Consider the following 15,401-nt stretch of genomic DNA (forward strand, 5'->3'; position numbering starts at 1 on the left):
GTTTTTCCTTGCCGCGCCCATTGTCCGGGCTTGCGACAATAACACCCTCTGCCCGAACCTGCCGACGGGCGTCGGTTGTCTTCCCTTGGGCCGGGCTTTGGGTTAATGACCCCGAAATTCGATGCGATTTCGCGTCGGCGCAAGAATGTTCCTGAATTCATTGGTATCGAGACTGTCATGATTCCTGCCTGGAAATTGAAACGCGAATGGAATCGTCTCGTCATGCAGGCATCGCAGTGGCATTGGTTCCTGTTCGCCGGCCTGCGGCGGCGGCGTCATGACATCCACAAGACCTTTGCCATGAAGGTGACCGAAGGTGCCGTTGCCCCTGCACCCAACATGGCCATCCTGCTGATATACCAACCGGATACCGTTCTTGGTTCGACCTACGACACGCTCGACCATTTCCGGGACAAGGGCGTGTCGCCTGTCGTGGTGTCGAACACGCCGCTATCGGCCGCGGACGAAGCGCGGCTGGCCGACAAGGCGCACCTGGTCATTCAGCGGCCCAATTACGGGTACGATTTCGGTGGCTATCGTGATGCGGTCCTCGCGTTGAAATCGCGCAAGATACATCTCGAAAACCTCTTTATCGTGAACGACTCGATCTGGTTTCCGATATGGCCCGATTGCGACCTCATTGATCGCGCTCTGGCGAACCCGGCGGATCTGTTCGGCATCTTCTACAACGACCGGGAAGGGCGCGAACATCGCTCGCACCTGCAAAGCTATTTCTTCCGTTTCGGCCCCAAGGTGCTGCACAGTCGCGATTTCCTGACGTTCTGGCGCCGGATCATGCTGACCAACAACAAGCACATGGTCATCCGTCAATGCGAAATGAAGCTCACCCATTACTTCACATCGCGTGGTTACAGCCGCGATCAGCTATATGATCTGACGACCCTGAAGGCCGCAACCAAGGCGCTGCCGGACGACCAATTGCGCGAGGCGCTGGAATACCACGCGCTGGTGGAAACCCGCTCTGCCCCCGAAATCGCGAAGATTCTGGCTGACACGTCAGGCAATTGGCGCACCCGCGCCGAACAGATGATCGACGGGGAAAAGGTGGCCAAGTATTACCTGATTGCCCATCCCCACACGCTGTTCGGCCAGATGAAATCGCCGATGATCAAGAAGGACAAGCAGCCCATCTACAGCTTCCAGCGCGGAGAGATGGTGAGGCTCGGCTACGACAAGGACATGCGCCCCATCGTGGCCGAGGAAGTCCGGCACCGCATCGGCGACGCGTCTCAGCTGCCCCGGTAACGGAAGACGCCGGTGCCGCGCGCGGCGACGTTGTCCAACTCGTCCTTGATCACGGCCTCGGCGAAGAAGGTCTTGCGCCCGCCGCCGGTGACCCGCGCCTCCGCGATCATCATCTCGCCCTTCAGCGGGCCCATGTAATTCACGCTCAGGTTCAGGGTCATGCCCAGCTTCCGGTTCTCCGGATCACCGGTGTAGCAGCCAGCGTAGCCCATGGCCGTGTCGCACATCAGCGAATGCACCCCGCCATGCGGAATGCCGTAGCGGTTCATCAGGAAATGCTCCAGCGGCAGTTCGAACCGGGCAAAGCCTTCGGACCAGGCGGTGATGAAGAACCCCAGGTGCTTTTGCAGGGGGTAGGGGTCTTCGACCAGCGCCGGGTCGATCTTTTGGTCAGTCATTCAGGTCCTCAGACGGTTTTCGCAGCTTTCAGCCCGGCTTCGGCAAAGCGCGGCACCGAAGCGCCCATCTGCTTGGCCCGTTCCGGGTTCGAGGCATTGCCATCCAGCGCACGCTTGTAGACGCCCTGGATGATGCCGGCCATGCGGAAGAAGGTGAAGGCCAGGTAGAAGCCGAACTTGTCGATGCCGGGAATTCCGGCCCGCTTGCAGTAGCTTTCGACGAATTCTTCATCGGTCATCAGGCCTTCGGCCTTGCGGTCGATCCCGGCAAGGCCGCGGCTGTCCGGCCCGCCCGGCATGGACCATTGCATTATGACGGCGGCCACGTCCGCATAGGGATGGCCGGTCGTCGACAGCTCCCAGTCCAGTACGGCGGCGACGCGGGGGCGGTCCTTTTCGAACAGCATGTTGTCGATCCGGTAATCGCCGTGGGCCAGGGTGCGCAGGCCGTCATCCTCGGGGATGTTGGTGTTCAGCCATTCGATCAGCTCGTCCATGGCCGGGATCGTATCGGTTTCGGATGCGCGGTACTGCTTGGTCCAGCGGCCGATCTGACGCTCGTAGTAATTCCCGGCAGGCCCGTAATCATCCAGCCCGGTCTTCACCAAGTCCACGCCGTGGATCGCCGCCAGCACACGGGACATCTCGTCGTGAACGGCCCAGCGATCTTCCTTCGCCAGTTCCGGCAGGGAGGGCAGGTTGAAGTTGCGGCCGTCGACCTCGTCCATGACGTAGAACATCGACCCGATCACGTCCTCGTCCTCGCACAGGACATGGACCTTGGCGACCGGCACATCGGTATCGTAGAGCGCCTTCTGCACCCGGAATTCCCGGTCCACCGCATGGGCGGATTTCAGCAGCACCCCCGGCGGCTTGCGACGCAGCACGTAGCGGTGCTTGGGCGTGATCAGCTGAAAGGTCGGGTTGGACTGGCCGACATCGAATTTCTTCGCCTCGATCGGCCCTTCGAACCCTGGCAGGTTCGCGGACAGCCACTTGTCGACGGCATCGACGTCTATCTTGGTCGGGTCCTGTTTGGACATGGCGGGCCTCCCTTATGCGTAGGTCAACAGGCGGTCGGCATTGGCCGCCGTGATGTGTGGGGTTTCGTTGAACCCATGAAAGTAGGTGTTGCGCGAGGTGTAGACGAACCGCGTGATGGCGGTGTTCTTCATCTGCAGCTGCATCTTGGTCTGGTGCACGCCCGGCGTTTCCAGCAGGGCCGACACCGCCTGGCTGATCGCCCCGCCGGAGGATACGGCGAAAACCGTCTCGACCCCGTCGCGCATCAGTGACGTGCAGGCCGCATCGACGCGGCTGGTGAAGGTGCCCCAGGTTTCGGGCGGGTTCGGGATCTCGTCGCGCTGCCATTCGGCGACGGTGGCACGCAGGGTCCGGAAATGGCTCTTGTGATCGGTCATCATGCCCTGCGGCTCTCCGCCGGCGGCATATTTGGCCTTCAGAAGCGCCCCGAAATCATATTCGTCGAGGCCCGGATGCTCTTCTGCCGCGCGCTCGATCCCCAGCCCCTTGAGGATACCGGCCAGGGTTTCCTTCTGGCGGCGCAGGGTGCCATGGGCGACGAGGTTGGGGATGATCCCTTCCTGCGCGAACCAGCGACCAAGCGCTTCGGCCTGTTCATGGCCGATCGGGGACAGGACATCGTAATCATCGGCGCCGAAGGACGCCTGACCGTGACGGATCAGGTAGAGTGTGGGCATTCCGGGCTTTCTTTGAGGGGGAACCGGCCCCGGCATGACGCCGGGGCCGATCGTCTGTCTTACAGGACTTCGAACAGGCCGGCTGCGCCCATGCCGCCGCCAACACACATGGTGCAGACAACGTACTTGGCGCCGCGGCGCTTGCCCTCGATCAGCGCGTGGCCGACCATGCGGGCGCCCGACATGCCGTAGGGGTGCCCGATCGAGATCGCGCCGCCGTTCACGTTCAACAGCTCATCCGGGATGCCCAGAACGCGCTGCGACTGAAGAACCTGCGAGGCGAACGCTTCGTTCAGTTCCCACAGGCCAATATCGTCCATCTTCAGCCCATGCGCTTCCAGCAGCTTCGGCACGGCATAGATCGGCCCGATGCCCATCTCTTCCGGCCCAAGACCTGCGGCCATCACGCCGACATAGCGGCCCAGCGGCTGCAGACCGCGCTTTTCGGCTTCCTTTGCTTCCATGATGACCGAGGCCGAGGCACCGTCGGACAGCTGCGATGCGTTGCCCGCGGTGATGTAGGCGCCTTCCTTGACCTGCTGGCCGTCCTTGAAGACCGGCGCCAGGCTCTGGAGGTTTTCCAGCGTGGTGGACGGACGGTTGCCCTCGTCCTTCTCCAGCGTGACCTCCTTGAAGGACACTTCCTTGGTTTCCTTGTCCATGACACCCATGGTCGAGGTCAGCGGCACGATCTCGTCGTCGAACTTGCCGGCCTGTTGGGCCGCCGCGGTGCGCTGCTGCGATTTCAGGGCATATTCGTCCTGATCTTCGCGGGACACGTTGTAGCGCTCGGCCACGATCTCTGCCGTCTCCAGCATCGACATGTAAAGCTCGGGCTTGTGCTCCTGGATCCAGGGGTCACGGGCGCGGTCGGTACGCATGTTCTGGTTCTGAACAAGGCTGATCGATTCCACGCCGCCGCCGATCACGACTTCCATGCCGTCATGCACGACCTGCTTGGCCGCGGTGGCAATCGCCATCATGCCAGAGGCGCACTGGCGGTCCATCGACATACCGGCGATGGAAACGGGCAGGCCGGCACGGATCACCGCCTGGCGGCCGATATTGCTGCCGGTAGAGCCCTGCTGAAGCGCCGCGCCGATCACGCAATCCTGGATCTCGGAGCCGTCGAGCCCCGCACGGTCCACCGCGTGCTTCACGGCATGGCCAATCAGCTCCTGGGCCTGGGTGTTGTTGAACGCGCCGCGAAAGGCTTTGCCGATCGGGGTTCGCGCGGTCGAGACGATTACTGCGTCACGCATGGGTTCTTTCCTCCCTCTTGGGTTACTGGCTGGTCTGTTAGCCCTTGGGCAATTCGATGCCGCGCTTCTCGGCGGCCATCTGGGCATATTTGCGGGTCTGGGCAAAGGCGCCCGGCATGACCTGCTGGTTCTTCTCGTCGCGAATGTCGTCCATCCGCGCCATGATCGTATCCGGGTCCAGCTCGTCATCGCCAAAGGCCACGCCTTCGGTTTCGTAGATGCGGGTTTCGGCAAAGCATCCGCCGCCGGCGCCCAGGATCATCCGCGTCGGGCTGTCCTCGTGGATCAGGGTCAGCATCCCCGGGGTGATCGTCTCGGGCTTGAGCAGCTCGAGCACCTGTTCGGGCAGCAGCCCTTCAGTCATGCGGGTCGCGGCGGTCGGGGCCAGGATGTTGGCCTTGATGTTGTACTTCGCGCCTTCCTGGCACAGCACGTTCATCAGGCCGACCATCGCCGCCTTGGCCGCGCCGTAGTTCGACTGGCCGAAATTGCCGTAAAGGCCCGAGGCCGAGGTCGTGTAGACGATCCGGCCATATTCGTTCTGGCGGAAATGCTCCCACAGGGCCTTGGTCGGCACGACCGACCCCATCAGGTGCACGTCGACGACCTTGCTGAAATCGTCCAGTTCCATCTTCACGAAGGTCTTGTCGCGCAGGATGCCCGCATTGCAGACAAGGATGTCGACCTTGCCCCACTTGGCGATGGCCTGGTCGACCATGTCCTGCACCTGGGCCGCATCGGTGACGTTGGCGCCATGCGCCATCGCTTCGCCGCCCATGGCCTCGATCTCTTTCACGACGGCTTCGGCCTGTGCGCTGGACTGGCCGGTGCCGTCCGTCGCCACGCCCAGGTCATTGACCACGACCTTGGCGCCCAGCTTGGCCAGGCCAAGCGCATGGCTGCGGCCCAGGCCGACGCCTGCGCCGGTGACGATGGCCACGCGGCCGTCAAAACGAATGCTCATGTATTATCCTCCGAAATATCTGCGGCCCAGCCACTCGGCGACGAGCGCGGGCTTCTCCTTGCCTTCGATCTCGACCGTAACGGTCGTGGTCGTCTGAACCTCGCCGGGGCGGATTTCCTCGAACTTCGACAGCACGAAGCGGCCCCGGATGCGCGACCCCACCGGCACCGGCGACACGAAACGCATCTTGTTCATGCCGTAGTTGACGCCCATCGTCACGCCTTCCATCGACGGCATCTGGTAGACCATGGCCGACAGCATCGACATGGTCAGGAACCCATGGGCAATCGTCGTGCCGAACGGCGTCTTGGCGGCCTTTTCCGGGTCGACATGGATGTACTGCCAGTCTTCAGTGCAATCGGCGAACTGGTCGATCCGCTCCTGCGTGATCTCGAACCAGTCGGAGACACCGATCTCCTGGCCCACCATGGCCTCGAATTCTTCCCGGGTGACGGTCTTGCTCATCCTCAATCCTCTTGTGCTGATGCCGATTTGGCGGCCACGGCGGCGTTCAGCCCGCCGGCCACCGGAATGGTGTGGCCCGAAACATACGCTCCCGCACGGGAACACAGGTACAGGACGACGCCCGCGATATCCTCGGGCGTTCCGACACGGCCCAACGGGATGTTCTGACCGGCCTTCTCGCGCTGCTCTTCCGTGCCAATGGCAAAGGCCATCATCTTGGACAGGAAGGGGCCGGGCGCGAAGGCGTTGACGGTGATGTGCTGCGGCGCCAGTTCCGAGGACAGGATCGTCGTCATGTGATGCACCACCCCCTTGGACACGCCGTAGGAATAGGCCGTCCCGCCGCGTGGCATGATCCCGACGATCGAGCCGGTGTTGACCACCCGCGCCGGGTCGTCTGCCGTACCCGCTTTGCGCAGCAGCGGCAGCAATTTCTGCGTCAGGTAGAACATGCCGGTGACGTTGACGTCCAGCACCCGCGACCAGGCATCGTAGGGAAACTCCTCGATCGTGGGCGCGCCCCAGGTCTTGCCGGCATTGTTCAGCAGGATCGGCAGCGCATCGACCCGTTTCTCGACCTCGGCGACAAGGTCCAGCACACCCTGTTCGGACCCGACATCGCCGGCAAAGCCCTCGGCCTTGCCACGCAGGCCCATCTTGTTCAGCTCCTCCGCCGCGCCTTCGCAGGCATGGGCCTTGCGCGACGCGATCATCACGTCGCAGCCCGCGCCCATAAGCGCCTCTGCGGCCATGTAGCCGATGCCCGAGGCCCCGCCGGTGATCAGCGCGGTCTTGCCCGTCAGGTCGAACAGCTTCGACGCCAGTAGATCCGACATCAGAAGCCCCGCGCAGCGGCGACGCGGGCAGCGTGATAGCCGTAATCGCCCAGCCATTCCGCGCCGACGCGGGCGCGCTTCATGAAGAAGCCCATGTCGAACTCGTCGGTCATCCCGATCCCGCCATGCATCTGCACGCCCTCGCTGACCGCCAGCTTGGCGGTCTGGGTCGCGCGGGCCTTGGCGATGGACACGGCTATGTCAGCGTTTTCCGCATCCTCGTCCATCATCCGGCCCGCATTGGCGATGGCCGAGGACGTGATCTCGATCTCCGCGAACAGATGCGCGGCGCGGTGTTGCAGCGCCTGGAAGGACCCGATGGTGCGGCCGAACTGCTTGCGCTCCTTCAGGTAGCCGGTCGTCATGCCGAAAGCCCCGGCCGACACGCCCAGCAATTCCGCCGACAGCGCAGCCTGGCCCGCATTCAGCGCCGTATGGAGCGCGGCCATGCCGCCATCCACCTCGCCCACCACGTCGTCGCCGGTCGCTTCGACCGCGTCGAAATCCAGCTGCGCGTGATCGCGTTCGTCGACCGTGTGCTTCGCGTTGCGGGTCAGGCCCGCGCGGTCTGCGTCGATGTCGAACAGGGTCAGGCCCTCGGCCTCGCCCACCGATCCGCCGGTGCGGGCCAAAACCAGCACCCGGTTGGCCGATGCTCCGTCCGCGACAAAGACCTTGCGGCCCGACAGCTTGAACGCATTGCCCGATTTCTCGGCCGTCATCCCGGTGCGGGCGGGGGCGTGTTTCGGCCCCTCGTCCACGGCGATGGCATAGATCGACGACCCGTCGGCGATCCCCGCCAGCCGGTCATTCGCCGCCCCGCGCAGCGCGGTCGCCGCCATCACGGCGGTCGAGATGAACGGCGAGGCGGCCAGCACTTCGCCCATCTCCTCGCTCAGGATACCGGCGGCACGGTGGCCCATCTCGGACCCGCCCGCATCTTCGGGCAGCAGCACCCCGGTCCAGCCCATCTGGGCCATCTCTTTCCAAAGGGCTGGATCATGGGTCCGCCCGGCATCGCGATTGGCGCGGAACGCCGTGACCGGAGAGCTTTCCTGCAGAAAACCCCGCGCGGCATCGCGCAGCATGACTTCATCCTCGGTCGGGATCAAAGAAGCAACCATATCTGAATTCCTTTACGAGGAGGGCAGTTCGAGAACGCGTTTGGACAGGATGTCGAGCATCACTTCGCTCGTCCCGCCCTCGATCGAGTTCGCCTTGGTGCGCAGCCATTCCGGCGCCAGCGAACCGTGCTCTCCGTCCCATTCGACCCCTTCCGAGCCGGTGATGGACATCAGCAGTTCGTAGCGGCGCTTGTTCAGCTCCGTCCCCGAATATTTCAGCATGGCAGAGGCATGGCCGACGCCACCCTGCTTGGCCATGTCCTTGTAGCGCTCCATCGTCATGCTCATGGCCAGGGTGTCGATCTCCAGCTCCATGGTCTGGGACCGAACCACCGGATCGTCCATGATCGTCTCGTCCAGCGTGTCGATGAAGGCGCCCAGGGACCGGCCACCCAGCACGCCGCTCGCCGCGCCGGACCCGCCGCCGCCGATCATCTCGCGTTCATGGGTCAGCAGATGCTTGGCCACGTCCCAGCCGCGGTTCAGCTCTCCGACGATGCGGGAATTGCCCTCTTCGTCGGTCTTCGGTACCACCACGTTGTCAAAGAAGGTCTCGCAGAAGACAGAGGTGCCCGAGATCAGCTTGATCGGCTTGGTGGAAACGCCCTCGGCCTCCATGTCGATCAGCATGAAGGAAATGCCCTTGTGCTTGGGCGCGTCCTTGTCGGTCCGCACCAGCGCAAAGATCCAGTCCGCCTTGTCGGCGTAGGAGGTCCAGATCTTGGACCCGTTGACCACCCAGTGATCGCCTTTGTCCTCGGCCCGCGTCTGCACGGAGGCAAGGTCGGACCCGGCACCGGGTTCCGAATAGCCCTGGCACCAGCGAATCCGTCCATTGGTGATATCGGGCAGGTATTTCAGCTTCTGTTCATGGGTGCCGAAGGCCAGCAGCGCCGGCCCCAGCATCCAAAGGCCAAAGCTTTCCAGCGGGGACGGGGCCTTGGCCTTCGCCATCTCCTCGCGGAAGACCTTCTCCTGCGCCCGGTTCAGACCCGCGCCACCGTATTCGGTGGGCCATCTCGGGGCGGTCAGACCGACCGCGGCAGCGTTTTCCATCCAGATTCGCTGCTCATCACACGAGAAGGTGAAGCGCTTGCCGCCCCAGCAGATCGAACGCTCGCTCGACGGCATATCCTTCAGTTTTTGCGGGCATTTTTCGGCAATGAACGCCGAGACCTCGGACCGAAACTGGTCCAGGTCGTCCGAAAAAGACGACATATCCGCTCCTCCCAAACGGTTGATGTTTTGCAGTGCAGAATAGAATTTCACAGATTGCTTGACAAGGCGGTGCAGAAACCTTTTGATCGGCCACGAAAGGCGGGGAGTCAGGTTCCCCAGCTTTTTTAACGGGAGGAAAATCTATGACCATCAAGACCGCCGCACTTGCGGCTGCCGTTTCCGTTGTTGCCGTCACCGCAGCTTCGGCCGACACGATCAAGTTCGCCTTCATCGACCCGCTATCGGGTCCGTTCGGCCCCTCGGGTGAGGCCGCGTACACCACGTTCCAGCTTGCTGCCGAGAAAATCAACGAGGCAGGCGGCGTGAACGGCGACATGATCGAAGTCACCGGCTACGACAACAAGATCAACCCCAAGGAATCCCTTGTCCAGCTGCAGAAAGCCATCGATTCCGGTGCGCGCTACATCCTGCAGGGCAACGGCTCTTCCGTGGCATCCGCCATCATCGACGCCGTCGAGAAGCACAACAAGCGGAACCCGGGCGAAGAGGTTCTCTTCTTCAACTACGCCGCCGTGACCCCGGCCTTCACCAACGAGCGTTGCTCCTTCTGGCACTTCCGCTTCGACGCGCATGCCGACATGAAGATGAACGCGATCACCGACTACATCAAAGGCAACGAAGACATCAAAAAGGTGTACCTGATCGGTCAGGACTACATCTTCGGTGAAGCCGTGGCCGCCGCGGCCGAAGGCCAGCTGGGCGAAAAGCGTCCCGACATCGAAATCGTCGGCAACGAACTGCACCCGCTGGGCAAGGTGAAGGACTTCACCCCCTACATCCAGAAGATCATCGCTTCCGAAGCGGATGCCGTGATCACCGGTAACTGGGGTGCGGACATGCAGCTGCTGATGAAAGCGGCTGGCTCCTCGGGCTCCGACATTCCCTACTTCACCTTCTACGGTGGTTCGCTGGGCGCCGTGTCCTCGCTGGGTGAGGCCTCCATCGGCCAGCTGCACCAGGTGACCGAAGGCATCACGAACCAGGACGCCTCGGACGAGCAGTACGCCCTGATCGAGGAATACAAGGAACGGTTCCCGACCTACGACTACTACTATCACCGCGCCTTCAACACGCTGAACATGTTCGACATGGCAGCGGAAAAGGCCGGCAGCGCCGACCCGATCGCGGTCGCCAAGGCGCTGGAAGGCCTGACCATGGAACAGGCCTACGGCACCGTCACCATGCGGGCAGAAGACCACCAGGCCCAGCAGCCGCTGTTCATCTCGACCGTGTCGGATGACGTGAAATACGGCGTCGACAACATCGACCTCGGCTGGAAACTGGTCGAAGGCGGCGAAATCTCCGCCGAGGCCGCATCGGCTCCGACCACCTGTGAAATGGAGCGTCCGGAGTAATCCAGACGCGCCTATTTGGCTCTGACCGAAAAAGGGGCGCCGTGCCGATGGGGACGGCGCCCCAATAACACCTGAACGAGGTCACCATGGAAACGATCGTATTCGCGCTCCTTAACGGGGTGATATACGGCCTATTGCTCTTCATGCTGTCGTCCGGCCTGACCCTCATCTTCTCGATGATGGGTGTGCTGAACTTCGCACATGCCAGCTTCTACATGCTGGGCGCCTATTTCGCCTTCACCATCTCCGGCTCTTCCAGCTTCTGGATCGCCCTCTTCATCGCACCGGTTCTTGTCGGTCTTGTCGGGGCTGTGGTCGAACGCTACGGGCTGAGAAAGGTCCACGCCAACGGCCACGTGGCCGAGCTTCTTTTCACCTTCGGCCTGGCCTACCTGATCGAAGAGGTCGTCAAGATCGTCTACGGCAAGACCTCGGTCGACTACCGGATTCCGGACCTGCTGGATTTCCCGGCCTTCACGATCTATGGCGCCTCGTTCCCGGCCTACCGGATCTTCATGCTGTTCGTCGCGATCGGGATGCTTGTCGGGCTCTGGGTCCTGCTGAAAAAGACTCGTGCCGGCCTGATCATCCAGGCGGCGCTGACCCATCCCCACATGGTGGGCCACCTGGGTCACAACGTGCCGCTGATCTTCATGACCGTCTTCGGCATCGGCTGTGCGCTTGCGGGCCTCGCCGGCGTGATCGGGGGCAACATCTTCGTCACCGACCCGGCCATGGCCGTCCAGATGGGACCGATCGTCTTCGTGGTGGTCGTCGTCGGCGGGATCGGATCGCTCGAAGGGGCGTTCCTGGCCTCGTTGCTGATCGGGCTGCTGCAGAACTTCGCCGTGGGTATCTCTGCCTCCTTCGGTGAGATCTTCGGCTTCCTCGGCCTGTCCACGACGTCCGAGCTTGGCTCGATCACCATTTCCTCGCTCGCACCGATGCTGCCGTTCCTGCTGCTGGTGCTGATGCTGATCTTCCGCCCGCGCGGCCTGATGGGGGAGCAAGAGCTGTGAGCAACGCAACCACCACAATCGAAAGCCTGCAGCCGTCGAGCGCGGCCAAGTTCCGCCAGCGGACCTTGCCGATCCTGATCTTCGCGGCTGTGATCTTTGCTATCCCGATGACCGACCCGTCGCGGACGATGTATTCGCTGATGCACCAGATCGGCATCAACATCGTCTTCGCGCTCAGCTACAACATGATCCTGGGCAAGGCGGGCCTGCTGTCCTTCGGCCACGCGGTCTATTTCGGGCTTGGCGGCTATTTCTGCATGCACGTCCTGGGCTGGATCGAAGACGGCGTCGGCCCCTTCGGCAACTACCCTGTCTTCTTCCTGCCCCTGCTGGGCTTCGGCGGCGGCGCGCTTGCCGGCGCGGTGATCGGCTGGCCCTCCTGCCGCAAGGCGGGCACGACCTTCGCGATGATCTCTCTCGGCGTGGCCGAGCTGATCGCGGCGGCGGGCTTCATGTTCGACAGCCTCTTCGGCGGCGAGGAAGGGATCTCCGGCGACCGTATGAACGGGCCCGAAATGTTCGGCCTGTCCCTCGGTCCCATCGACGAGGTCTACTGGTTCATCGCCTTCTGGACCGTGGTCGGTGTGATCGGCATGTTCGCCTTCACCCGCACGCCCCTGGGCAAGCTGTCCGAGGCGACCCGCGACAACCCGCAGCGTGTGCAGTTCATCGGCTACAACCCGCAGCAGGTGCGCTACCTGGTCTTCATCATCGCCGGCGGATTTGCCGGGATGGCGGGCGGCATGGCCGCGGTGAACTATGAAATCTTCACCCCGGAATCGCTGTCGCTGATCCCGTCGGGCTTCGTCCTGATCATGGCCTATGTGGGTGGCATCACCTACTTCGCCGGCCCGATCATGGGGGCGATCCTGCTGACCTACATGCAGTCGATGATGTCGGACTTCACCGAAGCCTGGCTGCTCTATCTCGGCCTGATGTTCGTCGCCATCGTGATGTACGCCCCGCGCGGCATCGCCGGCATCGTCTTCGGCTTCGTCGACGGTATCCGCGGCGGCAATGCAGGGGCCTATTTCACGGCCTGGATCATCCGTCTCGTCGGTTGCCTGCTGATGCTGCTGGGGGCGATCGTCCTGATCGAGATGTCCGTGCGCTGGTCCAACGGCTACGGCGAAGTGTTCGAACCCTTCGGCCTTCACCTGGGTCACACCAACGTACTGACCTGGATCCTGATCATCGTGCCGCTGGTCGCAGGGGGCTACATCCTGCGCCGCGCGAGCCGTGAAGAAGAGGAGGGCGCGGCATGACCACCCCAGCTCTGTCCCTGAAGAACCTGTCGAAAAGCTTCGGCCCGGCCAAGATCATAAATGACGTGACGCTCGACATCGCCAAGGGCGAGCGTCACGCGATCATCGGCCCCAACGGTGCAGGCAAGTCGACACTGTTCAACCTGATCTCGGGGCTCTACGTCCCGACATCCGGCACCGTGTCGCTGAACGGCACCCTGATCTCGGGCGTCCCCCCGCACGAGATCAACCGGATGGGCCTGTCGCGGTCCTTCCAGGTGTCCAACATCTTCGCCAACATGACGGTGCGGGAAAACGTGCGCTGCGGCGTGCTGCATTCGCTCGGCCAGGGGTATTCCTTCTGGAAGAACATCGGCACGCAGAAGGACGTCAATGCCAAGACCTTCGAGGTCATGGAACATTGCGGCCTGCTGGACAAGGCGAACACCCCGGCGGCCCTGTTGCCCTATGCGGACCAGCGGTCGCTCGAGATCGCGATCACCATCGCGGGCGGGGCGGATGTCATCCTGCTCGACGAACCGACCGCGGGGATGAGCCATTCGGAAACCGACCGCGCGGTGGACCTCATCGCGCGTGCGACCGAGGGCAAGACGCTCGTGATCGTCGAACACGACATGGGCGTGATCTTCAACCTGGCCGACCGGATTTCCGTGCTCGTCTATGGTGAGATCATCGCCTCCGCGCCCCCGTCCGAAATCCGCGGCGACCCGAAAGTCCGCGAAGCCTATCTGGGTGACGAAGCCCTGCCGGAGGAAGTCGTATGACCGAACCGATGCTCTCCGTGAAGGACCTCCATGCCTTCTACGGAAAATCCCACGTCCTGCGCGGCGTCAACATGGAGATCATGCCGGGCGAGGTCATCGCGCTTCTGGGCCGTAACGGGGTGGGGCGTTCCACCACCGCCAAGGCCATCATGGGAGAGGTCGCGCCCAAGGGCGAGATCACTTTCAAGGGTAAGCCGATCGCCGGTCTCGAAAGCCATCAGATCGCCCGTATGGGCCTGGGCTACGTGCCGGAAAGCCGGGACATCTTCCCCACGATGACCGTGCGCCAGAACCTGGTGCTGGGCGTCAAGGACATGAAGAACCCGGGCAAGTACAGCATCGACCAGATGCTGGACATGTTCCCCAACCTGCGGGCCCGTGCGGACAATCCCGCCGGCGTCCTCTCGGGCGGTGAAAAGCAGATGCTGACCATGTGCCGCACCCTGATGGGCGATCCGGAGCTGATCATCATCGACGAACCGACCGAAGGCCTCGCGCCCAAGATCGTGCAGCAGATCGGCGACACCATCGCCGAGATCGCCAAGACCGGCGTCGCGATCCTTCTGGTGGAACAGAAGCTCTCGATCGCGCTGCGCATCGCCAACCGCGTCTACGTCATGGGCCACGGCGAAATCGTCTACGGCGGCACCCCCGCCGAGTTCGCCACCCGCGACGACGTCAAGAAGGAATGGCTCGAAGTGTGATCGCCTGACCTATCACGGGCGCAGCCCCAAACGCGAAACCGGCCCCCAACAGGGCCGGTTTTTTTGTCAGCAAACTGTCCGAGAATCGGCTCAGATCAACCCCCGCGCCCGGCCAGCCGCAACCCGGCCAGCCCGGAGGCGAGGATCACCACCAGCCCCGTCAGGGCCAGCCCGTCCGGCCAGTCGCCGAAGACCGCCAGCCCCACCAGCATCGCGGCCACGATCTGCGAATAAATCAGCGGCGCGATCACGCCCGTCGGCAGCACCCGGCTCGCGATGACCAGCAGGTAATTCCCCATGGCCGAGCCGAAAGCGCTTAGCGGAAAGGCCCACAGGAACCCTTGCGGCAAGGTTTCGGGTATGGCCGTCAGGGCCAGCGGCGACAGCACCACCGCCCCGATGGCCAGTTGCGACAGCAGCAAGAGGCGCGGCCGATAGGCCCCAGCCATCCAGCGCGTCGCCACGACATAGCCCCCATGGCAGGCCCCCGCCAGCAGCGCGAAACCCATGCCCAGCGACATGCCAAACCCCGGCTGCACGACCATCATCACCCCGCCGAACCCGATCAGCAGCAGCACCGACCGCGCTGTCGAAATCCGTTCGCCCAGCAACAGCGCCGATCCGAAATAGGCCACGACCGGCGAGATGAAGAAGGCGCCGAACACATTCGCGATCGGCTCGGTCCGCAGCGCGGTCAGGATCGCGCAGATCCCCGCCACGATCAGCCCGGTGCGCAGCAAGAGCCGCCAGTCGGTGAAGGCCGGCAGGTCGGCGCGGGTCAGTCCGGTGATCGGCGCCAGCATCAGGCAGGCCAGGGCGAACCGTCCCCAGGCCACGAAGATCGGGCTGACATCCTGCTGTGTCAGCACCTTGCCGGCCGTGTCGCCGAAGACGATCAGGAACATGGCCGCGACGACCATCGCGACATGGGACAGGGACAATCCGGGCATGGCGGACCTTTCGTTCCGGGCGCCACGCAGCGCCCGGAAATCTGATCGCATGGATCCCGGGGGCGGTCC

The 15,401-nt window shown here is 63.2% G+C and carries 16 protein-coding genes; 6 read left to right on the top strand and 10 right to left on the bottom strand.

The window, feature by feature from the left end; all coding sequences use genetic code 11:
- Window positions 1-222 precede the first annotated feature (222 nt).
- Window positions 223-1,266 (top strand): rhamnan synthesis F family protein, encoded by a 1,044-nt coding sequence (locus tag ATO9_RS23315; protein ID WP_162183047.1) that lies wholly within the window; start codon window positions 223-225, stop codon window positions 1,264-1,266.
- Here the strand turns inward: ATO9_RS23315 and ATO9_RS01135 are convergent.
- From ATO9_RS01135 to ATO9_RS01175, 9 genes are read right to left on the bottom strand one after another with little or no spacing between them, the layout of a single operon-like run.
- Window positions 1,251-1,664 carry a PaaI family thioesterase gene (locus ATO9_RS01135; RefSeq protein WP_043743923.1) on the bottom strand — a complete coding sequence of 138 codons (414 nt, stop codon included), beginning with the start codon at window positions 1,662-1,664 and terminating at the stop codon, window positions 1,251-1,253. The two genes, ATO9_RS23315 and ATO9_RS01135, sit on opposite strands and share 16 nt — an antisense overlap.
- Window positions 1,665-1,672: 8 nt before the next feature.
- Window positions 1,673-2,707, bottom strand: coding sequence for a phosphotransferase family protein (locus tag ATO9_RS01140; protein ID WP_043743926.1), 1,035 nt, complete (start codon window positions 2,705-2,707; stop codon window positions 1,673-1,675).
- 12 nt (window positions 2,708-2,719) lie between these two features.
- Entirely contained in the window at window positions 2,720-3,385 is a 666-nt protein-coding gene (locus ATO9_RS01145) for a histidine phosphatase family protein (RefSeq protein ID WP_043743929.1), read from the bottom strand.
- 59 nt (window positions 3,386-3,444) lie between these two features.
- On the bottom strand, window positions 3,445-4,647 hold the full coding sequence (locus ATO9_RS01150) for an acetyl-CoA C-acyltransferase (protein WP_043743933.1): 1,203 nt from the start codon (window positions 4,645-4,647) through the stop codon (window positions 3,445-3,447).
- Window positions 4,648-4,684: 37 nt separating this feature from the next.
- Window positions 4,685-5,611, bottom strand: coding sequence for an SDR family NAD(P)-dependent oxidoreductase (locus ATO9_RS01155; protein ID WP_043743936.1), 927 nt, complete (start codon window positions 5,609-5,611; stop codon window positions 4,685-4,687).
- A gap of 3 nt (window positions 5,612-5,614) precedes the next feature.
- On the bottom strand, window positions 5,615-6,076 hold the full coding sequence (locus ATO9_RS01160) for a MaoC family dehydratase (protein ID WP_043743938.1): 462 nt from the start codon (window positions 6,074-6,076) through the stop codon (window positions 5,615-5,617).
- 2 nt (window positions 6,077-6,078) lie between these two features.
- On the bottom strand, window positions 6,079-6,912 hold the full coding sequence (locus ATO9_RS01165; RefSeq protein ID WP_043743940.1) for an SDR family oxidoreductase: 834 nt from the start codon (window positions 6,910-6,912) through the stop codon (window positions 6,079-6,081).
- Window positions 6,912-8,036 carry an acyl-CoA dehydrogenase family protein gene (locus tag ATO9_RS01170; protein ID WP_156127733.1) on the bottom strand — a complete coding sequence of 375 codons (1,125 nt, stop codon included), beginning with the start codon at window positions 8,034-8,036 and terminating at the stop codon, window positions 6,912-6,914. The genes ATO9_RS01165 and ATO9_RS01170 overlap by 1 nt, the downstream gene beginning before the upstream one ends.
- Window positions 8,037-8,048: 12 nt before the next feature.
- Window positions 8,049-9,254 (bottom strand): acyl-CoA dehydrogenase family protein, encoded by a 1,206-nt coding sequence (locus ATO9_RS01175; protein ID WP_043743944.1) that lies wholly within the window; start codon window positions 9,252-9,254, stop codon window positions 8,049-8,051.
- Between the two features lie 143 nt (window positions 9,255-9,397).
- Here ATO9_RS01175 and ATO9_RS01180 point away from each other — a divergent pair, with 143 nt between their 5' ends.
- From ATO9_RS01180 to ATO9_RS01200, 5 genes are all read left to right on the top strand, one after another.
- Complete coding sequence (locus tag ATO9_RS01180) at window positions 9,398-10,630, top strand: branched-chain amino acid ABC transporter substrate-binding protein (RefSeq protein ID WP_043743946.1); 1,233 nt, start codon at window positions 9,398-9,400, stop codon at window positions 10,628-10,630.
- Window positions 10,631-10,716: 86 nt separating this feature from the next.
- Complete coding sequence (locus ATO9_RS01185; protein ID WP_043743948.1) at window positions 10,717-11,649, top strand: branched-chain amino acid ABC transporter permease; 933 nt, start codon at window positions 10,717-10,719, stop codon at window positions 11,647-11,649.
- Window positions 11,646-12,914 carry a branched-chain amino acid ABC transporter permease gene (locus tag ATO9_RS01190; protein WP_043743952.1) on the top strand — a complete coding sequence of 423 codons (1,269 nt, stop codon included), beginning with the start codon at window positions 11,646-11,648 and terminating at the stop codon, window positions 12,912-12,914. The genes ATO9_RS01185 and ATO9_RS01190 overlap by 4 nt, the downstream gene beginning before the upstream one ends.
- Complete coding sequence (locus ATO9_RS01195) at window positions 12,911-13,678, top strand: ABC transporter ATP-binding protein (protein WP_043743955.1); 768 nt, start codon at window positions 12,911-12,913, stop codon at window positions 13,676-13,678. The genes ATO9_RS01190 and ATO9_RS01195 overlap by 4 nt, the downstream gene beginning before the upstream one ends.
- Complete coding sequence (locus ATO9_RS01200) at window positions 13,675-14,382, top strand: ABC transporter ATP-binding protein (RefSeq protein WP_202902082.1); 708 nt, start codon at window positions 13,675-13,677, stop codon at window positions 14,380-14,382. Before ATO9_RS01195 ends, ATO9_RS01200 begins: the two co-directional genes overlap by 4 nt.
- 95 nt (window positions 14,383-14,477) lie before the next feature.
- Here the strand turns inward: ATO9_RS01200 and ATO9_RS01205 are convergent, their stop codons facing one another.
- Window positions 14,478-15,332 carry a DMT family transporter gene (locus ATO9_RS01205; protein ID WP_043745433.1) on the bottom strand — a complete coding sequence of 285 codons (855 nt, stop codon included), beginning with the start codon at window positions 15,330-15,332 and terminating at the stop codon, window positions 14,478-14,480.
- Between the last annotated feature and the right edge of the window lie 69 nt (window positions 15,333-15,401).

The sequence above is a fragment of the Pseudooceanicola atlanticus genome (assembly GCF_000768315.1).
Classification (GTDB): domain Bacteria; phylum Pseudomonadota; class Alphaproteobacteria; order Rhodobacterales; family Rhodobacteraceae; genus Pseudooceanicola; species Pseudooceanicola atlanticus.